The organism is Micromonospora sp. CNZ303, from assembly GCF_004345505.1.
In genome coordinates this window covers 18013-37117 of record NZ_SLVT01000022.1, presented here as the reverse complement: position 1 = coordinate 37117, position 19105 = coordinate 18013, and the positions used below count along the sequence as shown (strand labels likewise).

17 protein-coding genes are annotated in these 19105 nt (G+C 74.1%); 8 read left to right on the top strand and 9 right to left on the bottom strand.

Going from position 1 to position 19105, the window contains the following annotated elements; translation table 11 throughout:
* Positions 1-238 precede the first annotated feature (238 nt).
* Entirely contained in the window at positions 239-418 is a 180-nt protein-coding gene (locus EV374_RS27310; protein ID WP_007075522.1) for a DUF4236 domain-containing protein, read from the top strand.
* 57 nt (positions 419-475) lie between these two features.
* Here the strand turns inward: EV374_RS27310 and EV374_RS27305 are convergent, their stop codons facing one another.
* Positions 476-1366 carry a hypothetical protein gene (locus tag EV374_RS27305; protein WP_132240031.1) on the bottom strand — a complete coding sequence of 297 codons (891 nt, stop codon included), beginning with the start codon at positions 1364-1366 and terminating at the stop codon, positions 476-478.
* Positions 1367-1502: 136 nt separating this feature from the next.
* Positions 1503-2024: a VOC family protein gene (locus EV374_RS27300; RefSeq protein WP_132240030.1), complete on the bottom strand. Its 522-nt coding sequence runs from the start codon at positions 2022-2024 to the stop codon at positions 1503-1505.
* A gap of 50 nt (positions 2025-2074) precedes the next feature.
* Between EV374_RS27300 and EV374_RS27295 the strand changes: the two genes are divergently transcribed.
* Both EV374_RS27295 and EV374_RS27290 read left to right on the top strand, forming a co-directional pair.
* Complete coding sequence (locus EV374_RS27295; RefSeq protein ID WP_132240103.1) at positions 2075-2536, top strand: MarR family winged helix-turn-helix transcriptional regulator; 462 nt, start codon at positions 2075-2077, stop codon at positions 2534-2536.
* 57 nt (positions 2537-2593) lie between these two features.
* Positions 2594-4156, top strand: coding sequence for a tetratricopeptide repeat protein (locus EV374_RS27290; RefSeq protein WP_132240029.1), 1563 nt, complete (start codon positions 2594-2596; stop codon positions 4154-4156).
* Between the two features lie 158 nt (positions 4157-4314).
* Here the strand turns inward: EV374_RS27290 and EV374_RS27285 are convergent, their stop codons facing one another.
* Together EV374_RS27285 and EV374_RS27280 are read right to left on the bottom strand one after the other, a co-directional pair.
* Positions 4315-5805: an ATP-binding protein gene (locus EV374_RS27285; protein WP_207914609.1), complete on the bottom strand. Its 1491-nt coding sequence runs from the start codon at positions 5803-5805 to the stop codon at positions 4315-4317.
* A 95-nt stretch (positions 5806-5900) separates the two neighbouring features.
* On the bottom strand, positions 5901-6557 hold the full coding sequence (locus tag EV374_RS27280) for a response regulator transcription factor (RefSeq protein ID WP_132240027.1): 657 nt from the start codon (positions 6555-6557) through the stop codon (positions 5901-5903).
* Positions 6558-6650: 93 nt separating this feature from the next.
* Between EV374_RS27280 and EV374_RS27275 the strand changes: the two genes are divergently transcribed.
* Together EV374_RS27275 and EV374_RS27270 are read left to right on the top strand one after the other, a co-directional pair.
* Positions 6651-7763 (top strand): sigma-E factor regulatory protein RseB domain-containing protein, encoded by a 1113-nt coding sequence (locus EV374_RS27275; RefSeq protein WP_132240026.1) that lies wholly within the window; start codon positions 6651-6653, stop codon positions 7761-7763.
* 172 nt (positions 7764-7935) lie between these two features.
* Complete coding sequence (locus EV374_RS27270) at positions 7936-10242, top strand: ATP-binding domain-containing protein (protein WP_132240025.1); 2307 nt, start codon at positions 7936-7938, stop codon at positions 10240-10242.
* A gap of 49 nt (positions 10243-10291) precedes the next feature.
* Here EV374_RS27270 and EV374_RS27265 read toward each other — a convergent pair whose 3' ends face one another.
* Positions 10292-10699 (bottom strand): hypothetical protein, encoded by a 408-nt coding sequence (locus EV374_RS27265; protein ID WP_132240024.1) that lies wholly within the window; start codon positions 10697-10699, stop codon positions 10292-10294.
* Positions 10700-11118: 419 nt separating this feature from the next.
* On the opposite strand from EV374_RS27265, the gene EV374_RS27255 reads away from it, so the two are divergent.
* Positions 11119-11523 carry a hypothetical protein gene (locus tag EV374_RS27255; RefSeq protein WP_132240023.1) on the top strand — a complete coding sequence of 135 codons (405 nt, stop codon included), beginning with the start codon at positions 11119-11121 and terminating at the stop codon, positions 11521-11523.
* A gap of 69 nt (positions 11524-11592) precedes the next feature.
* Here EV374_RS27255 and EV374_RS27250 read toward each other — a convergent pair whose 3' ends face one another.
* Together EV374_RS27250 and EV374_RS27245 are read right to left on the bottom strand one after the other, a co-directional pair.
* Positions 11593-12552, bottom strand: a complete 960-nt coding sequence (locus EV374_RS27250) for a sporulation protein (RefSeq protein WP_132240022.1) — start codon at positions 12550-12552, stop codon at positions 11593-11595.
* A 158-nt stretch (positions 12553-12710) separates the two neighbouring features.
* A complete protein-coding gene (locus EV374_RS27245; protein ID WP_132240021.1) occupies positions 12711-13316 on the bottom strand; it encodes a TetR family transcriptional regulator in 606 nt (201 codons plus the stop codon).
* Between the two features lie 101 nt (positions 13317-13417).
* Here EV374_RS27245 and EV374_RS27240 point away from each other — a divergent pair, with 101 nt between their 5' ends.
* Positions 13418-14584 carry an FAD-dependent oxidoreductase gene (locus EV374_RS27240; RefSeq protein ID WP_132240020.1) on the top strand — a complete coding sequence of 389 codons (1167 nt, stop codon included), beginning with the start codon at positions 13418-13420 and terminating at the stop codon, positions 14582-14584.
* An 18-nt stretch (positions 14585-14602) separates the two neighbouring features.
* Here the strand turns inward: EV374_RS27240 and EV374_RS27235 are convergent, their stop codons facing one another.
* Both EV374_RS27235 and EV374_RS27230 read right to left on the bottom strand, forming a co-directional pair.
* Positions 14603-15379, bottom strand: a complete 777-nt coding sequence (locus tag EV374_RS27235; protein WP_132240019.1) for a DeoR/GlpR family DNA-binding transcription regulator — start codon at positions 15377-15379, stop codon at positions 14603-14605.
* 22 nt (positions 15380-15401) lie between these two features.
* Positions 15402-17507: a beta-galactosidase gene (locus EV374_RS27230; RefSeq protein WP_132240018.1), complete on the bottom strand. Its 2106-nt coding sequence runs from the start codon at positions 17505-17507 to the stop codon at positions 15402-15404.
* Between the two features lie 271 nt (positions 17508-17778).
* On the opposite strand from EV374_RS27230, the gene EV374_RS27225 reads away from it, so the two are divergent.
* Positions 17779-19104, top strand: a complete 1326-nt coding sequence (locus EV374_RS27225) for an ABC transporter substrate-binding protein (protein WP_132240017.1) — start codon at positions 17779-17781, stop codon at positions 19102-19104.
* Position 19105: the final 1 nt, after the last annotated feature.

Sequence of the window (19105 nt, the reverse complement as noted above, 5' to 3'; positions counted from 1 at the left end):
CCCCATGCTGCCGGGGGCCGGGGCCCCGGTCAATGCCCCTATCGGAGACGGGATCGACGTCGGCCGAAACCGCCCCGAACCCCTATGCCGGCGGGTGGGGCTCGCCCCCTCGGACGCACGGGATTCGTCACCGCCCCGCAGCACCGTCCAGAGCGGACGGGCGTGGGTTTCACGATTCGGCGATCCGGGCATGTTCGGGTTCGACAGGGCAGGGAAGGGAATCGAAGGGAGTCCGACGATGGGTCTGATGTTCCGCAAGCGCAAGAAGTACGGTCCGATCATCCTGAACTTCACCGAGAACGGCTTCTCCTCCTGGAGCATCAAGATCGGTCGCTGGTCCTGGAACTCGCGGGCCAAGGCGCACCGGGTCGACCTGCCGGGTCCGCTGTCCTGGAAGCAGGACAAGTCCCGGGCGTGAGGTCCCGAGGTCGAGCGGGGTGCCGGTGATCCACCGGCACCCCGCTCGACGTTCGCGTCAGGACGTTGGCCCGTCCCCGCGCGCCGAGACGACCACGTCCCCGCCGAGCCGGCCGTGCTCCGGGTCGCGGGTCGCCTCCCCCGCGTCGAGCAGGCCGGTCAGCGCCCGGACGGCGTCGGACGACCGGTAGACGGTCGCCGTGAGGGCGTGCCGGCGCAGCTCGGTGACCGTACGCGGGCCGGAGCGCGCCAGCTCCGTCAGCAGCTCGCGGCGCAGCGGGCCGGGCTCCGGGGTCGCGACGACGTCGAGCAGCGGCCCCGCCGGGTCGCGGTAGCGCACGTCGGCGGCACCGCCGACCGCCCAGAGCGCCTCCTTGAACGCCTCCAGGCTCTTGTCCGATCCCGTCGCGAAGGCGAGCAGCCGCGCCGGGCCCCCGTCGGCGGGCACCAGCTCCACCTCGGTCGTCAGCGGGAACCCGGCGTCGGCGAGGGCGGCGCGTGCGGGGGTGCCGACGGCGGTGGCGAGCAGCACGTCCGCCGGCTTGCCGATCGCCGCGGCGGTCAGCACGGCGGGATCGGCGGCGGCGTCGTCCACGACGGACAGCAGGGGCGCGCCGGCCGCGCCGGCCGCCTTGACCGCCACCGGCAGCCGGGCCGGTCCGCCGGGCACGAGGTGCACGGCGACGCCCGCCGGCAGCTCCGCCTCCACGGCGCCGAGCCGGGCCGGCAGCTCCTCGGTGCCGTCGGCGAGCACCAGCACGGTGAGCTGGCGACCCCGCAGCCGATCGGCGTGCCGGGCGACCACCCGCAGCGCGTCCTCCGCGGAGCCGGCGTCGCCGCCGGCGTACGCCAGGGCCAGGGTGGCCCGCCGGGCGCGGTGCAGCGCCCCCGGCAGCCAGGTCTCCAGGTGTCGGACGAGCAGCTCGCGCAGGACGGCGTCGGTCGGCATGCTGCCGTTCTACCGCACGCCCGTCCCGGGCCGGGCACAGCTCCCCCATCCGGGCCGGCCGGCGCGGCGCGCGGTCGGGGCGGCGTCGGTGTCCCCGGGCCGGTCAGGACGGGACGCCGTCGGATCCCGCTCGGGGTCAGGCCGGGACGGAGACGCCCACGCCGCCACGGGTCTGGCCGCCGTAGCGCCGCCGCTCGGCGTCCAGGTCGAGCCGGCCGATCCGCTTGCGGGCGGCCAGGGCGGCGGCGTCGAGCCGGTCGGCGGGCACCAGCCAGACGATCTCGAACTCCAGCCCGTCCGGGTCCTGGCCGTAGAGGCTCTTGGTGGTGCCGTGGTCGGACGCGCCGCCCAGGGCGCCGGCGGCGGCGAGCCGTTGGGCGGTCACCTCCAGCTCGTCGAGGGTGTCGACCTCCCAGGCCAGGTGGTAGAGCCCGACGGTGCCGCGGCCGGCGGTGGAGGGGCCGGTGCCCGCGCCGACCTCGAACAGGCCGAGGTCGTGGTCGTTGGTGGAGCCGGGCGCCTGGAGGAAGGCGGCGCCCCGGAAGCCGTCCGGCGTCATCGGGATCGGCCGGAAGCCCAGCACGTCGCGGTAGAAGGCGACGCTGCGGGCGAGGTCACTGACGTAGAGCACGGCGTGGTTGAGGCGGTGGATTCCCATGCCACCGACGCTAGCGCGGTTTTGTTGAACGTTCAACTATTTGGCGTATGATGGGCGTCATGACCCGCTGGCTGGACCCCGACGAGCAGCGCACCTGGCGTGCGTACCTGACCGCCTCCCGGGCGCTGATGGAGGCGCTGGACCGGGAGCTGCAACGCGACGCCGGGATGCCGCACGCCTACTACGAGATCCTGGTCCGGCTCTCCGAGGCGCCGCAGCGGCGGCTGCGGATGAGCGACCTCGCCGAGGCCAGCGGCTCCTCGCGCAGCCGGCTCTCGCACGCCGTGGCCCGGCTGGAGGCGGCCGGCTGGGTCCGCCGCGAGGAGTGCCCCACCGACCGACGCGGGCAGATCGCCGTCCTCACCGACGAGGGATTCGCCACCCTCGCCGCCGCCGCGCCCGGCCACGTCGAGGGGGTACGCCGGCACCTGTTCGACGCGTTGAGCCCGGCCCAGGTGGACCAGTTGCGCCGGATCAGCGAGACGCTCGCCGCACACCTGACCGGTTCTTGACCAATACACTCCCACTCGGGTCTTGTACTTACCGTCGTCGGATGAGCACGATGGGGCGTGCCTTCCGGCTTCGGTGAACTGACTGACCAGGCGCACCACCTGGTGTCCTCCGGCGACCTCGCCGGTGCCCAACGGCTGCTCGCCGACGCGCTGACCGACGCCGACCCGCGTCCGGCCAACGCCACACCCGAGCTGGCCGAGGCCGCCAGCCTCCAGGCCCGCGTGCTGGTCGCCCTCGGCGAGCCGCACTCGGCCCGGGGCTGGGCCGCCTTCGCGTACGCGGCCGCGACCCGGCTGCACGGGCGCTCCGACCAGCGCACAGTGGCCGCCGCGGCCACCCTCGCGGCGGTGCTGCACCGGGTCGGCAGCTGGTCCCGCGCCGCCCGGCTCTACCAGGAAGTGATCATCGAGCTGACCGCGCTCGACGGCCCCGAGTCGCTGCGGGTGCTCGCCGCCCACGCCGACCTGGCCACCGTGGAGTACGCGCGCGGCCAGTGCCAGGTGGCCCGCGACCGGCTGCTGGACGCCTGGGAGCTGCACCGCGAGGTCTACGGCGACGGCCACCCCAGCGGCATCAAGATGCTGGCCCGGCTCGGGGCGATGCGGCGCGACTGCGGGCAGTTCGCCGAGGCGCACGACAACCTGGCGCTGGCCCGGGAGCTGTGCCGACAGCACCTGCCGGCGGACGACCCGCTGGCCACGCAGGTGGCGGGGCTGGCCAGGGCAGCGGCCAATCCGGACCACGTCTGCGCAGACACCGCGCCCGTCGACCGGGACGGTCCGATCGTGCCGTCCGCGCGTACCCCGCCTCCGGGCGACGGGCCGGTGACGGCACAGCACCCCTCGCAGGCGGGCTACCGCCCGGCGGAGCCGGACCCGTACGCCGGGCCGCCGCACGTGGTGCCGACGCCCCGGCAGCCGACGGAGGACCCGCCGCCCGGCTGGTGGCCCCCGGAGGCCGACGCCGGGGACGGGCCGGCCGACAGCGCCGTACCGCCGGCGGTCGTCCCCCTGGCCGGCGGCGCAACCGAGGAGGCCGAGGGGGTGCACCGGGTCCGCCAGCCCGGCACGCCTGAGGAGCCCTACCAGCCGTCGCGGCTGCTGCCGGTGCCGGTGCACCGCGCCCCGTCCCGGCGCGCCAACCGGCTGCTGCCGCTGGCCGTAGGCGGCGTCCTGGTGGTGCTGCTGGGCACGGCCGCGGTGATCGCCGGGGTGGCCGGGGTCGACGGTGACCCCGACCCGGCGCCTCCGGCCGCGACCGGCGCGCCGGCCTCCACGGGGGCCGGGGACCCGGCCGGCACGGGCACCCCGCCCGCCGCCGGCCCCACCGCCGGGGCCGTCGCCTCCCCCGGCAGCCCGCCGGGTTCGGTGACGCTGCGGGACAACCGCGACAACGTGGCCCTGCGCTGGACGTACCCGGCCGGCGGGGAGGGCCCGGTGGTCATCTCGGGTGGCCGGGTCGGCCAGGCGCAGACGGCCTTCGCCAACCTGCCCGCCGGCACCACCGCCTTCGTCGTCTACGGACTGAACCGCAGCACCGACTACTGCTTCACCGTCGCGGTCGTGTGGTCGACCGACACGATCGCCCGCGCCCAGCAGGTCTGCACCCGCCGCGGCTGACGGCCCGCCGCGACTGACGGCCCGCCGCGGCTGACGGGCCATCAGCGACTGACGGGCCGTCGACGGCTGGCGGCCCGTCGCGGGTCCGGGGGGCGTGGCACCGGTCGCGGCTGCGCCGGGCGGTCCGTCCGGGTCACCGCCCGGCGTGGCCCGGTCCGTCAGGGCCGCTCCGGGTCGGGCAGGGCCGGCAGCAGCAGCCGTACCCGCAGCCCCGGCCTGTCGTCGCGGCCGGGGTGGGCGTCGGTCAGGACGATGCCGCCACCGGCCCGGCGGACCAGCTCGCGCACGATGGCCAGCCCGAGGCCGGCGCCGCCGTCGTCGCGGGCGCGGGCGTCGTCGAGCCGGGTGAACCGGCCGAAGACCCGCTCCCGGTCCGCAACCGGGATCCCCGGCCCGTCGTCGGTCACCGTCACCAGGTGGTACGCCCCGTCGCCGCTGCCGCTGCCGCCCGCTCCCCCGCCGTCCACCGCTCCCCGACCGGCCGTCCCGCCGGCCTGCGCTCCCCGGGCGGCCGTCCCGCCGGCCGCCGCTCCCCGACCGGCCGTCCCACCAGAGCCGCCCGCCTCGTCGGCGCCCGGACCGGCGGTCAGCACCACCTCGCCGTGGGCGTGCCGGACCGCGTTGTCGACCAGGTTGGTGAGGATCCGACGCAGCTCGTCGGGGTCACCCTCGGTCCACAGCGGCGTCGCCGGCGCGTCGAGGCGCACCGGCGGCGACGGGTACCGGGCGGCCACCGCCGCCAGCAGGGTCCCCACCTCGACCGGCCCGGTGGCCCGCGCCGTCGGCCGCTCGTCGAGCCGGGCCAGCAGCAGCAGGTCGTCGACGAGCCGGCCGAGCCGTTCGGTGTCGGCGAGCAGGTTCGCCGACACCGCCGTCCAGTCCGTCCGGTCGGCGAGCCGCCGGGCGACCTCCAACTCGGTACGGATGTTCGTCAGCGGGCTGCGCAGCTCGTGGGCGGCGTCGGCGACGAACGCCCGCTGCCGGTCCCGGGCGGACTCCAGCCGGCCCAGCATCCCGTTGAGCGTCACCGCCAGCCGGTGGATCTCGTCCTGCGACGCCGGTACGGGCAGCCGCCCGCCCCCGTCCCGCCCGGTGATCTCCTCGGCGCCCCGGCGCAGCGCCTCCACGGGGCGCAGGGTCGCGCCGACCACCCGCCAGGCCACGGCGGCCAGCACCGCCACCAGCAGCGGGAAGCTCACCAGCAGGATGGTCCGTACGACGTGCGCGCTGTGCCGTACGTCCGCCAGCGACCGGGCCACCAGGACGGTGCGCGGGTCGGCGGCGGTGCCCGCCGGTACGGTGACCACCCGCACCGGCCCGGCCAGGCCGACCCGCTCCCCCGACACCGTCAGCCGCTGCCGCGCGCCAATGTCGATCCGTTCCGGCGACACCATCGGCACCAGCCGGTCGGCGTCGATCGAGGCGGCCCGGACCCGGCCCTCGGCGTCGATCACCTGCACCCGGACCTGTCCACCGGCCACCGGCAGCGGATCGGGCAGGACCTCCTCGGCGGCGAGCAGCGCGACCGCGTCGGCGGTCTGGAACGCCTCGGTGTCCACGGCGCGTTGCAGGGCCCAGCCGAGCACGGCGAGCAGGACGAGCCCGCCGACGGCCAGTCCCCCCGACACCCCGAGCACCCCGACCGCCATGAGCCGCCCGCGCAGCCCGAGCGCGCCGCGCACCCCGGTGAGGAAGGGCACCTTCCTATCGCGTACGCGATAGGAAGGTGCCCTTCCTTCGCTCTTCACGGGGCGAGCCGGTAGCCGGCGCCCCGGACCGTCTCCAGGCGCTCCCGGCCGATCTTGCGCCGCAGGTACCCGACGTAGACCTCGACGGCGTTGGGCGCCGTCTCGACGCTGGCGTCCCAGACGTGGTCGAGCAGCTCCGTCTTGGAGACCACCTCGCCGGGGCGGCGCATGAGGTAGTCGAGCAGCGCGAACTCGCGGCTGGTCAGCGCGACCTCGGCGTCGGCCCGGGTCACCCGCCGCCGGGCCGGATCGAGCCGCAGGTCGCCGACCGCGAGGACCGTGGGGCGTTCGGGGGCGCCGCGACGCAACAGGGCCCGCAGCCGGGCCAGCAGCACGACGTACGAGAAGGGCTTGGTGAGGTAGTCGTCGGCCCCACAGTCCAGCCCGTCGGCCTGGTCGTACTCGCCGTCCTTCGCCGAGAGCATGAGCACCGGGAGCCAGTGCTCCTCGGCGCGCAGCCGGCGCACCAGCTCGTAGCCGGAGAGGCCGGGCAGCATCACGTCGAGGATCATCGCGTCGTACCCGCCGTGCCGGGCCGCGTCGAGCCCCGCCGGGCCGGTCGCCGCCACGTCCACCGCGAACCCCTCGGCCTGCAGACCCCGTTGCAGGGCGGACGCCAGCCGCGACTCGTCCTCCACCACCAGCAACCGCACGGGGTCAAGGGTGCCACCCGCGCGGGCGGTCGTACGGTCGTCCTCAGCGCCCTCACAGCGTCGGGGAGGCAGGATGTCGGCAGGAGGTGTCACATGTCCGTCCTGAAGAGCCGTCCCGTCCTGCGCTGGCTGGTCCCGGTGACCGCCGTCGTGACCGTCATCGGCGGCGGCGCCGCGCTCGGCACGTTCGCCGCCCAGGCCGAGCCGAGCCTGCCGCCGCGTACCGCCGCCCAACTCCTGGTCGACCTGCAGACCTCCCGGCTGGAGGGGCTCTCCGGCACGGTCGTCCAGCGCGCCGACCTGGGCCTGCCGCCGCTGGCCGGCCTGGTCGCCGGCGACGGCCCGGCCGGCCTGCTGACCGGCACGCACACGCTGCGGGTCTGGCACTCCGGGCCCGACCGGCAGCGCATCGCCCTCGTGGACACGCTCGGCGAGCGGGACGTCATCCGCAACGGCCGCGACGTGTGGGCCTGGAACAGCCGGTCCAACACCGCCACCCACCGCACGCTGCCGGAGGGCGCCGCCGGGGCCGAGAGCCGGGAGTTGCCGGTCACCCCCGGAGAGGCGGCCGACCGGGCCCTGGCGGCGATCAGCCCGAGCACCGAGGTGAGCGTCGGCCGGTCCGCCACGGTCGCCGGCCGGGACGCGTACGAGCTGGTGCTCGCCCCGCGCGACGCCGCCTCGCTGGTGCACCAGGTGCGCATCGCCATCGATGCGCGCCAGCACGTGCCGCTGCGCTTCGAGGTCTTCGCCGACGGCAGCGACAAGCCGGCGTTCGAGATGGCCTTCACCCAGGTGTCGTACGCCCGGCCGGACGCCGAGCAGTTCACCTTCAACCCGCCGCCCGGGGTGAAGGTGACCGAGGAGACCGCCGGGCGGCAGCAGCCCGCCGACGCGCCCGGGAAGCGCCCGGCGCACGGCGAGCGGCCGGACGTGCGTACCGTCGGCGAGAGCTGGGCCACGGTGGTGGTCGCGCGGCTCGACGGCGCCGGCGCGCCCGCCGACCGGGCCAGGACCGCCCCCGCCGGGGACGGGGCGACCGGCGACCCGGCGGCGCTGCTCGGCAGGCTGCCGAAGGTCAGCGGCGACTGGGGCAGCGGCCGGCTGCTGACCGGGAAGCTGTTCAGCGCGCTGCTCACCGACGACGGCCGGCTCATCGCCGGAGCGGTGACGCCGGAGCGGCTCTACGAGGTCGCCAGGGGCTGAGGACCGGCAGTCCGGGGGCCCGCCACGCGGCGGGCCCCCGCTGTCTGTGCGGGGCGGCCTGTGGCGTGGCCCGGCGCGCTTGGTCGCGACGGCCGGCGCACGGTATCTTTCTCAGTTCAGGCAACAAAAAAGAACGGCCATCAAAAGCCGTTCCGAGAGAGATGCTAACCAAATGGGAGACGGCTTGTCAAGGCATTCCGCCGATTCCGCCGAATTGCAGTCCGATGACGAAATCGGCCGCGAACAGGAATACGTCTCGATGCTCTACCGCCGGCTGGACGAGCTGCGCGAGCAGGCGTCCCAACGGTTGACCGAGGAGCTGCGGGCGACCGGTGGCACCCTCCAGGCCCGCTCCCAGCGCGACAGCGCGGTGCGGATGTACGCCGACCAGGTCGAGCAGCTCTCCGCCGTGGAGAGCGGCCTCTGCTTCGGCCGGCTCGACACCGACGACGGCGGCCCGCACTACATCGGCCGGATCGGCATCTTCGACACCGGCGGCGACTACGACCCGCTGCTGATGGACTGGCGTGCCCCGGCGGCCCGCGCCTTCTACCTCGCCACCGCGGCCAACTCCCAGGGAGTGCGCCGCCGCCGGCACCTGCGCACCCGGGAACGCAAGGTGATCGCCCTCAACGACGAGGTGCTGGACCTGGACACCGCCTCCCCCACCGCGCACGAGGAGCTGACCGGCGAGGCGTCGCTGCTCGCCGCGCTCAACGCCGGGCGCACCGGCCGGATGCGCGACATCGTCGAGACCATCCAGGCCGAGCAGGACCGGATCATCCGCGCCGACCTGCCGGGCGTACTGGTCGTGCAGGGTGGCCCCGGCACCGGCAAGACCGCCGTCGCGCTGCACCGCGCGGCGTACCTGCTCTACACCCACCGCGAGCAGCTCTCCACCCGGGGCGTGCTCATGGTCGGCCCGAACGCCACGTTCCTGCGCTACATCTCCCAGGTGCTCCCGGCGCTGGCCGAGACGGGCGTGCTCCTGCGGACGCAGGGCGACCTCTTCCCGGGGGTCAGCGCCCGCCGCGCCGAGCCCGCCGAGACCGCCGCGCTCAAGGGCCGCGCCGTGCTGGTCGAGGTGCTGGCCGCCGCCGTACGGGACCGGCAGTGGGTGCCCGACGAGCCGCTGGAGATCGAGCTGCCGCAGCAGGAGGTGCTGCTGCTCGACCCGGAGACCGTCCGCGCCGCCCGGGACCGGGCCCGCCGCTCCGAGCGGCCGCACAACCTGGCCCGGGCGCTCTTCGACGTCGAGATCGTCCACGCCCTCGCGGCCCAGGTCGCCGAGCGCATCGGCGCGGACCCGCTGGGCGGGGAGAACCTGCTCGACGAGGCCGACGTGGCGGAGATCCGCCGCGAGCTGCGCGAGGAGCCCGAGGTGCGGGCCGTACTGGACCAGCTCTGGCCGGTGCTCACCCCGCAGCGCCTGCTCGCCGACCTGTACGCCTCCCCCGACCGGATCGCCGTCGCCGCGCCCATGCTCACCGAGGCCGAGCGGGCCATGCTGCACCGCGAGCCGGGCGGCTGGACGCCGGCCGACGTCCCGCTGCTGGACGAGGCGGCCGAGCTGCTCGGCGAGGACGAGCGCGCCGCCGCCGCCCGCCGGGAGCGGATCCGGGCCCTGCAACGGGAGTACGCCGAGGGCGTGCTGGAGATTGCCCGGGGCTCGCGCTCCATCGACGTGGAGGACGAGGCCGACGGCGGTGAGATCCTCGGCGTCACCGACCTGATCGACGCCGACCGGCTGCTGGAGCGGCAGGAGGAGGCGGACCGGCTCACCACCGCCCAGCGGGCCGCGGCCGACCGGGGCTGGGCGTTCGGGCACGTGATCGTCGACGAGGCACAGGAGCTCTCGCCCATGGCATGGCGGCTGCTGATGCGCCGCTGCCCGAGCCGCTCCATGACCATCGTCGGCGACGTGGCGCAGACCGGCGCGCTGTCCGGCACCCCGTCCTGGGCCGACGCGCTGGAGCCGTACGTGGCGCAGCGCTGGCGGCTGGAGGAGCTGACCGTCAGCTACCGCACCCCGGCCGAGATCATGGCGGTCGCCGCCGACGTCCTCACCGAGATCGACCCGGCACTGCGCCCACCCCGCTCCGTACGCTCCAGCGGTGTCCCGCCGTGGGACCACGCGGTGGCACCGGAGCGGCTGGCGGCGGAGCTGGTCGCCGCCACCACCCGGGAGGCCGCCGGCCTGGACGACGGCCGGCTCGGGGTGATCGTGCCGGCCGGTCGGGTCGACGAGCTGGGCGCCGCGCTCACCGCCGCCCTGCCCGAGGCGGCCATCGGCGAGGACCCGGAGCTGGAGAGCCGCGTGGTGGTGCTCACCGTCGGCCAGGCCAAGGGCCTCGAATTCGACTCGGTCCTCCTGGTCGACCCCGACCGCATCGTGGCGGAGTCGCCCCGGGGCCGCAGCGACCTCTACGTCGCTCTCACCCGCGCCACCCAACGCCTGGGCATCCTCCGCCCCGCCTGACCCGCCGGCCCCGTTGCGCCCGCCGGCCCCCTGCGACCTGGTCGGCGGGTCACTCCGGGGTGAAGTCGCCGACCTGGCTGGCGGTGCCGGACTGGTCGCTGGTGGAGCCGCTCGCCGGGGTGCTCAGGCCGCCGGTGGTGGCGTCGCCCGTGGTGGTCGGGGCCACCTTGCCGGGGTGCCGCTCCGGCTGACGGGCCACCCGGCGCACGCTGGCCGGGCCGGCGGTGCCGCCGGTCGTGGTGACGGCACCCTGCCCCCGGGTCGGTCCGCCGTCGCGCAGCACCTCCGGGTCGACCGGAACGTGCGCCGGGTCGTCCGGGTCCTCGTCCTGGATGACCCGCTGCACGTCGGTAGGGGGCACGGTCACCTCGTCGAGAACACCCTCGCCGTACACGCCACCGGCGATCCGCTCCTCGGCCCGCCGGGCGGCGTCCTGTCGCACGTCGTCCTCACGCATGTCCATCACCTCACAGGAGTGGTCGGTCCGACCTGCGTGCCCGCCACTCCCACCAACAAACCCACCCCCTGTACCCCGCCCTGTCCTACCGCCCCGCCCCCCCGCCCCCGCCCCACCCGGCGTCGATCATGCAGTTTGGGTGACCTTTAGATAACCACTCGGGCGTTTTGCACCCTGACACAACTGCATGATCGACGCCGAGGGCTTCGGGGTGAGGGCGGGGGCGGGTGGGGTGGAGGGGTGGGGGATGCGGGGAGCCGGGGAGGGCGAGTATCCGGGGGGTCGTGGGGGTTATTGCTGCCGTCGGGTCGGGTAGACGGCGGGTGCCCCCGCCATGCACGCGAACCGTGCCGTGGCCGACACGCGGTAGCGGGGCGAGGGAACGCAGGTACGACTCATCGCATCCTGAGGAGGACAAGATGAGCACGCAGGCTGCTTCCACCAGGCCGATGAACCGGCCGACGCAGGACGCGCCCAACCGGGCGATGCAGGACCGGGCCATGCAGGACCGGGCGATGCAGGAGACGCCCACCCGCCCGATGCCGATGATGCACGACGGGCACCGGGAGGCCATGCAGGCACCCGGCACGGAGACCAAGCCGTCGCTGCGTACGACCGAGTTCTGGGTCTACATCGCGGCCGTGATCGGCGTGCTGGCCGCCTCGCAGCTGGTCGGCCGTAACTCGGCCGGCGTGGACATCTTCCGGGCCGACAACGCCTGGTTCATGATCACGCTGCTGACCATCGGGTACCTGGGTAGCCGTGGTCTGGCCAAGGCCGGCAGCAACTGGCGCAGTGGTGAGGAGCGCAAGGCCCGGCACTGACCGGGCGAGGCACCACGGCAACGGTGGCCCCCGGGACTACGGTCCCGGGGGCCACCGTCGTGTGTGGTCCTACTCCTCGAAGCCGCCGAAGTCCTCGCCGTCGCCCTCGAAGGCGTCGCCGATCATGTCGCCGACGATCATGCCCCCGACGGCTCCCACCGCGGCACCGGCGACGACGCCGCCCATGCCGACGCCGCGGCCGTGCCCGTGGCCGTGGCCGTGGCCGCCGAAGCCGTGGGCGCCGCGCAGGCTGCCGTAGCGGGACGTGGTCTCCCGCAGCCAGCCGTCGACGACCTGGACCCAGTCCGTCGTGTCGGCGTCGGCGTGCGAGAGCCGGTAGTGGCCGAAGGCGTCGTGCCCGGGGGTCAGGAACCCGCCGCGCTTGTCGCACTCCAGGATGACCTCGACGCCGTGCGGGCTGGTGACGAAGGTCAGCTCGACCTCGTTGATGGTGCTCGCGTACTGGGGCGAGGCGAAGAACTCGATCTCCTGGTAGAACGGCAGCGTCTGCTGCGTGCCACGAATGTGGCCGCGTTCCAGGTCGGCGTGCTTGAACCGGAAGCCGAGCCGCTGGAACGCCTCCAGGATCCGCTCGTGCACCGGCAGCGGGTGCACGTTGACCTGGTCCAGGTCGCCCTTGTCGACCGCCCGGGCGATGGCCAGCTCGGTGCGCAGCCCCATCGTCATGCCGCGCAGCCGCTGGCCGTAGACGTCGGTGATCGGCGTCTCCCACGGGACCGGGAGCTGGAACGGCAGGGAGAGCTGCTGCTTCGGGGCGAGCTGGAACGCGCCACTGACCGGCAGCCGGTGGAACTCCATCACGCCGGCGTACTCGGTGTCACCGCCCTCGATCTCGACCCGGGTGACCAGGCTGACGACGACCTGCTCGACGTTGGCCGGGGCGTCCCCGCCCTGCAGGTTGACCTGGCCTTCGAGGGTCAGGCCGGGGCGGGTGTTCGGGTTGGTCAGGACGGTGTCGACGCTCGGCCCGCCCACTCCGAACGCGCTCAACATCTTCTTGAAGACCATCGGAACTCCCGTGCAAAGACACCGCACTCCACCTTGGAGCCGGTCGCTGACTGGTCGGGACACTACGCCGAGGCGCTGTGAAGTGCCTGTGAGAGCCCGGCCGCCGCCCGGCGTGGGACGACGCGGGCGTCGCAGGAGCGGGACGGTCAGGGTGCGGATCACGCCTTCGGGGCGGCGACGGCGGGAAGGTCTCCGGTGAGTGCGGCCACTGCCCGCTGGATCCGAAGCGGGGCCGCCGGATCGGTGCCGCCCGTGAGGGCGACGTGGTGCAGCACGCCGACCACCGCCAGGGCCAGCGCCGCCACGTCGGCGCCGACGGCCACCCGTCCCAGTTGCCGCTCGGCGGCCAGGTAGCCGGCGACGGCACGCTCGACCACCTCCAGGCCGGCGGTCCCACCGCCCAACACCGTCTCGACCTGTGTCACCAGGTCGGGCCGGAAGGCCATCAGCCGGGCCAGTGCCAGCAGCGTCTCCATCGGCGTGGCCAGGATGGCCTGGTGGAGGTTGCCGGCGACCGTGCCGGACCCGGCCCGCTCCGGGAGGCCGGCCACCTCGCCGGAGACCACGAAGGACCGGTCGATCCAGTACCCGACCAGGAAGTCGTCGAAGTTCGCGAAGTGCGCGTAGAGCAGCCCGGTGGCGACGCCGGCCTCGCGCGTCACGGCCCTGCCGGTGAGCCGGCTCGGTCCGTCCCGCACGATCAGCCGCTCGACGGCGGCGAAGAGCTGTTGCCGAATCTCCGGGATGGCTACTCCGCGCGGCATGCCCCCGAGTCTAGGCGGTGACGCCGCCCCTCGTTGCGCCCGGTATGAACAGTCGCTCATACTAGTTTGAGCAAACGCTCATTCTGACTCGGGAGTGCTGTATGAAACGTGCGGTGATCGTGGGAGCGGGCATAGCCGGGCTGGCCGCCGCGCTGCGACTCGGACGGGACGGGTGGCGCACGGTCGTGGTGGAACGCGCTCCCGCCCGACGCAGCAGCGGCTACATGGTCAACCTGATCGGCCCGGGCTACGACGCCGCCGAGCGCCTCGGCCTGCTCACCGCGCTGTCCGCGTACGACCTGGGGCTGTTCACCACCGTGCTCGTCCGCGCCGACGGGCGGCCCAAGTTCACGGTGCCGTCCAGCCTCGCCGAGGCCACCCTCGGCGACCGGGCCGTGTCGGTGTTCCGCGGCGACCTGGAGTCGACGCTGTACGAGGCGGTGCGCGACCGCGCCGACATCCGCTTCGGCACCACCGTCACGTCCCTGGAGCAGGACACCGAGCGGGTACGGGTGGTGCTGAGCGACGGCACCACCGAACACGCCGACCTGCTCGTCGGCGCCGACGGGGTGCACTCCGCCACGCGGACGGCCGCGTTCGGCTCCGGCTTCCAGGTCGATCTGCCGTACGTCGTGGGCGCCTTTCCCCTGGCCCACCCGGTGGCGGGCGTGCCGGACTCCTCAGCCACCACGTTCATCGGCCCGGGACGCACGGCGGCGATCGTCAACCTGGGCCCCCGGCGGTCGTCGGCGTTCTTCACGTACCGCAGCGCGGACCCGGCCGCCGACCTGCGGCGCGGAGCGGTGGAGGCGCTCGACGCGGCGTTCGGGGATCTCGGCGGGGGCGTCCCCGACGCGATCCGCCACCTCGGGAAGGACCCGGCCGGCGCCTACTTCGACGCGATCAGCCAGGTGGTGATGCCACGCTGGAGCACCGGCCGGATCGTGCTGCTCGGAGACGCGGCCTGGTGCGTCACGCTCTTCGCCGGACACGGGGCGACCCTCGCGCTCGCCGGCGCGGACCAGCTCGGCGCCGCCCTGCAACGGCACGACGACGTGCCGGCGGCACTGACGGAGTGGGAGGCGCGACTGCGCCCGGAAGCCACGAAACGGCAGGCGCTCGCCCGGCGCGGAATGCTCCAGTACGCGCCGCCGAGCCGGTTCCACGTGTGGATGGGCGACGTGACCATCCGGGCGATGACCCTCCCGGGTGTGCGCGGTCTCGTCCGGCGCGGCATCGCGCGCGCGAACCGCAAGGCCGTGCCGTGACCCACGCGCTCGGGCCGGTCAGTCGATTCCGACGACGATCAGCTCGCCCACCTGGCCGGCGAGCTGGTCGCGCGCCTCCTCGGGCAGCCCGGCGTCGGTGACGAGCACGTCGGCCTCGGAGAGCGGGGCGATGGTGGCCATTCCGATCGTCTCCCACTTGGTGTGGTCGGCCAGCACCACCAGGCGCCGGGCCGCGCCGACCAGGCACCGGTCGGTGCCCGCCTCCAGCAGGTTCGGCGTGGTGAATCCGGTGCGCGGGCTCATCCCGTGTACGCCGAGGAAGAGCACGTCGACGTTGAGCGCACTGATCGCCGCCTCGGCCACCGGCCCGGTCAGGGCGTCCGACGGGGTACGGATCCCGCCGGTCAGCACGACCGTCTGGTCGGCGCCCGGGTGCTGGTGCAGGGCCTCGGAGACGGGGATGGAGTTGGTCACCACGGTCAGGCCGCGTACGTCGGCCAGCAGGGTGGCCAGCGCGGCGGTCGTGGTGCCGGCGGAGAGCGCGACGGCCATGCCGGGCTCGACCAGAGCGGCGGCCCGTTCGGCGATGGCCCGCTTCTCGGCCCGCTGCCGCAGCGACTTCGCGGCGAAGCCGGGCTCGTCGCCGGGTCCGGGTCCGACCAGGGTCGCGCCGCCGTGGACCTTGTCGACCAGCCCCCGCTCGGCCAGCACCTCCAGGTCGCGCCGGATCGTCATGTCCGAGACGCCGAACCGGCTCACCAACTGGCTGACCCGCACGCCGCCGCGCTGCCGGATCATCTCGAGGATCGCGGCCTGTCGCTGTGGGGCCAGCATCCGGAGGACCTCCTTCGCACCGTCACGCCGCCGACGAGCGGGCCGCCGCACCGCCGGACGTGCGGGCCGGGTCAGCGGATGTGCGGGCCGGGTCGGCGGACGTGCGGGCCGGGTCGGCGGACGTGCGGGTCGCGGCGGCGGCCGGCGCCTCGCGGATGACGGCCACCTCGCCGGCCGGCACGACCAGGTCACCGGCGCAGGTCGCGCCGGTCAGCAGTTCCACGCCGGTGGCGTCGAGCCGGGCGTCGGCGTCGGTGTGGTTGATGACGAAGAGCCAGGTGCGGTCGCCGGCGCGGCGCCGGACCACCTCCACCTCGGCGGGCACCCGCGCCGCCGGGCGTACCCCCGACTCGGCCACCAGACGGGCCACCAGCCGGTCCGTCGCCGCCGCGTCCAGCCGGGTGCCGACGTACCAGGCCGCGCCCGCACCGACCGGGTGCCGGGTCAGCGCCGGCACGCCCGGCAGGGGCCCGTCGGCGTACGTGGCGAGCACCTGCGCGCCCTCGGGATGCAGCCACTCCGTCCACACGTCGGCGGCCGAGCCGTCGTCCAGGGTCACCCGCTCCCCCGCCCGCAGCGGGAAGAACTCCTCGACGCGGACGCCCAGCAGTTCGCGGAACGCCCCCGGGTAGCCGCCGAGGCGGATGTGGTCGTGCTCGTCGACGATGCCGCTGAAGTACGTGACCAGGGCGGTCCCGCCGGCCTCGACGTACGCGCGCAGCGCCGCGGCGTGCGCGTCGCGCACCAGGTAGAGGGTGGGCGCCAGCACCAGCCGGTAGCGGGACAGGTCGGTGGCCGGGTGCACGACGTCGGCGGTGATCCCGGCCCGCCACAGCGCGTCGTGCAGCGCGCCGAGGCGGTCGGCGTACGTGACGTCGACGGTGGGGTGCGAGTCGAGTTCGGCGCCCCACCACGCCTCGTAGTCGAACAGGATCGCCACCTCGGCGTCGACCCGGCTGCCGCGCACCTCGGCGAGGGCCCGCAGGTCCGCGCCGAGCCGGCACACCTCGCGGAACACCTTGGTCTCCGGGCCGGCGTGCGGCAGCAGCGCGGAGTGGAACTTCTCCGCCCCGGCGCGGGAGGCCCGCCACTGGAAGAAGAGCACCCCGTCCGCGCCGCGCGCCACGTGGGCCAGGCTGTTGCGGCGCAACTGGCCGGGTGCCTTGGCGACGTTGCGCGGCTGCCAGTTGACGGCGCTGGTGGAGTGCTCCATCAGTAGCCACGGGTCGCCGCCGGCGACGCCCCGGGTGTGGTCTGCCGCGAGGGCGAGCCCGACGTGGGCGCGCGGGTCGGCGGCCGTGAGGTAGTGGTCGTTGGCGACGACGTCCACGTCGGACGCCCAGGAGTGGTAGTCGAGATACTTGATGCCGGTGCCGATCATGAAGTTCGTGGTGACCGGCTGGCGGACCAGGCGCGTGAGCACCTCGCGCTCGGCGCGCAGTTGGGCGCGCTGCTCGTCGGAGGAGAAGCGCAGGAAGTCCAGTTGCTGGGTGGGATTGGCGAAGGTAGGCGCCGTGCGCGGCGGGTTGATCTCGGCCCAGTCGCCGTAGCGCTGGCTCCAGAAGGCGGTGCCCCAGGCGTGGTTGAGCCCGTCCAGGTCGCCATAGCGCTCGCGCAGCCAGCGGCGGAACGCCTCGGCGCTGACGTCGCAGTAGCAGTGCACGTTGTGGCAGCCCAGTTCGTTGGAGACGTGCCACATGACCACGGCGGGGTGGTCGGCGTAGCGGGTGGCGAGGGCCTCGACCAGGGCCAGCGACCGCTCGCGGAACACCGGCGAGCTGGGGCAGTACGCCTGCCGGCCGCCCGGCCAGAGGATCGCGCCGTCGGCGCGCCGGGGCAGCGTCTCCGGGTGCCGGTGGGCCAGCCACGGGGGCGGGCTGGCGGTGGCGGTGGCCAGGTCGACCGAGATCCCGCCGCCGTGCAGCACGTCGATCGCCCGGTCCAGCCAGCCGAACTCGTACGCGCCGGGGGCGGGCTCCAGCAGCGCCCAGGAGAAGATCCCCACCGACACCAGGTTGACCCCGGCCCGGCGCATCAGCGCGACGTCCTCGGCCCAGGTGGACTCGGGCCACTGCTCGGGGTTGTAGTCGGCACCGAACCAGATGTCGTCACCCTGCCATCGCCGCATGGATGCAGAGCGTGCCCGGCAGAGGCGGCCAAGTCAACACGTTCTAACATCGATCATCTTTACAACGTTTACCTATCAACGGCCTTATCGCGACCGGGTTGTCGGGAGATTGCCGTCCCCTTGACACCGTCCGGAGGACGGGTAGCTTGAGGCGCCACTGGCAATTCGTGTTCGCCAATGTGGATTCGCGATGGATCCGGGTGTGTGTTCACGGTTGCCGGGGCACCTCCACCGACGACCCTCGGGCACCTCTTCATCCGCAGGAGGCACCATGTCCCGTCCCCGCACCCGAGCCGAGTACCTCGCCCGGCTCGTACCCCCCTCAGTGGCCGGCCTCAACCGTCGTTCGCTGCTCGCCGGCGCGGCCGGCACCACCGCGCTGCTCGGTACGGGCCTGCTCGCCGGCTGCGGTTCCGACTCCGGCGGCTCCGACGCCAAGACGGTGTCGCTGGGCTCCAACCAGTCCGACCCGAAGCCCAAGGAGGTCACCGCGAAGGTCATGGACGGCTTCCGGACCTCGTCCGGCATCGAGGTCGCCGTCAACACGGTCGACCACAACACGTTCCAGGAGAACATCAACAACTATCTCCAGGGCAAGCCGGACGACGTGTTCATGTGGTTCGCCGGCTACCGGATGCGCTTCTTCGCCGCCCGGGGCCTCGCCGGCGACCTCAGCGACGTCTGGGGCAGGCTTTCCGGGATGTCCGACGCGTTCCGTAAGGCGTCGACCGGCGACGACGGCAAGCAGTACTTCGTGCCGTCGTCGTACTACCCGTGGGCCGTCTTCTACCGCAAGTCCGTCTGGCAGCAGAACGGCTACCAGGTGCCGAAGACCCTCGACGACCTGACCGCGCTCGCCGGGGAGATGAAGAAGGACGGGCTCACCCCGATCGCCTTCGCCGACAAGGACGGCTGGCCGGCGATGGGCACATTCGACATCCTCAACCTGCGGATCAACGGCTACCAGTTCCACATCGACCTGATGGCCGGCAAGGAGTCCTGGACCTCCGACAAGGTGAAGAAGGTCTTCGACACCTGGCGCGGCCTGCTGCCCCTGCACCAGCCCGACAGCCTCGGCCGGACCTGGCAGGAGGCCGCCCAGTCGTTGCAGCAGAAAAAGAGCGGCATGTACCTGCTCGGCCTCTTCGTCGGCCAGCAGTTCGACGGCGCCGACCTGGCCGACCTCGACTTCTTCACCTTCCCCGAGATCGACCCGGCGATCGGCGCCAAGGCCCTGGACGCGCCCATCGACGGCTACATGATGGCCCGCAAGCCGAAGCAGGAAGCCAACGCCAGGAAGCTGCTGGAGTACGTCGGTTCGAAGGCGGCCGCGGACATCACCGTCAAGAACGACCCGAGCACGCTGGTCGCCAACAGCGAGGCCGACACCAGCGGCTACAGCGCCCTGCAGAGGAAAGCCGCCGAGCTGGTCGGCTCGGCCACCGAGATCGCCCAGTTCCTGGACCGCGACACCCGCCCGGACTTCGCCTCCACGGTGATCATCCCGGCGCTCCAGCAGTTCATCAAGGACCCGAAGGACATCGACGGGCTGACGTCGAGCATCGAGAACCAGAAGAAGTCGATCTTCACCGACTGAC

Bases quoted from the DNA above. Each gene is read 5' to 3' on its own strand.
- EV374_RS27310 (WP_007075522.1), top strand. From the start codon at position 239: ATGGGTCTGATGTTCCGCAAGCGCAAGAAGTACGGTCCGATCATCCTG.
- EV374_RS27305 (WP_132240031.1), bottom strand. From the start codon at position 1,366: ATGCCGACCGACGCCGTCCTGCGCGAGCTGCTCGTCCGACACCTGGAG.
- EV374_RS27300 (WP_132240030.1), bottom strand. From the start codon at position 2,024: ATGGGAATCCACCGCCTCAACCACGCCGTGCTCTACGTCAGTGACCTC.
- EV374_RS27295 (WP_132240103.1), top strand. From the start codon at position 2,075: ATGGGCGTCATGACCCGCTGGCTGGACCCCGACGAGCAGCGCACCTGG.
- EV374_RS27285 (WP_207914609.1), bottom strand. From the start codon at position 5,805: ATGGCGGTCGGGGTGCTCGGGGTGTCGGGGGGACTGGCCGTCGGCGGG.
- EV374_RS27275 (WP_132240026.1), top strand. From the start codon at position 6,651: ATGTCCGTCCTGAAGAGCCGTCCCGTCCTGCGCTGGCTGGTCCCGGTG.
- EV374_RS27270 (WP_132240025.1), top strand. From the start codon at position 7,936: ATGGGAGACGGCTTGTCAAGGCATTCCGCCGATTCCGCCGAATTGCAG.
- EV374_RS27265 (WP_132240024.1), bottom strand. From the start codon at position 10,699: ATGCGTGAGGACGACGTGCGACAGGACGCCGCCCGGCGGGCCGAGGAG.
- EV374_RS27255 (WP_132240023.1), top strand. From the start codon at position 11,119: ATGAGCACGCAGGCTGCTTCCACCAGGCCGATGAACCGGCCGACGCAG.
- EV374_RS27250 (WP_132240022.1), bottom strand. From the start codon at position 12,552: ATGGTCTTCAAGAAGATGTTGAGCGCGTTCGGAGTGGGCGGGCCGAGC.
- EV374_RS27245 (WP_132240021.1), bottom strand. From the start codon at position 13,316: ATGCCGCGCGGAGTAGCCATCCCGGAGATTCGGCAACAGCTCTTCGCC.
- EV374_RS27240 (WP_132240020.1), top strand. From the start codon at position 13,418: ATGAAACGTGCGGTGATCGTGGGAGCGGGCATAGCCGGGCTGGCCGCC.
- EV374_RS27235 (WP_132240019.1), bottom strand. From the start codon at position 15,379: ATGCTGGCCCCACAGCGACAGGCCGCGATCCTCGAGATGATCCGGCAG.
- EV374_RS27230 (WP_132240018.1), bottom strand. From the start codon at position 17,507: ATGCGGCGATGGCAGGGTGACGACATCTGGTTCGGTGCCGACTACAAC.
- EV374_RS27225 (WP_132240017.1), top strand. From the start codon at position 17,779: ATGTCCCGTCCCCGCACCCGAGCCGAGTACCTCGCCCGGCTCGTACCC.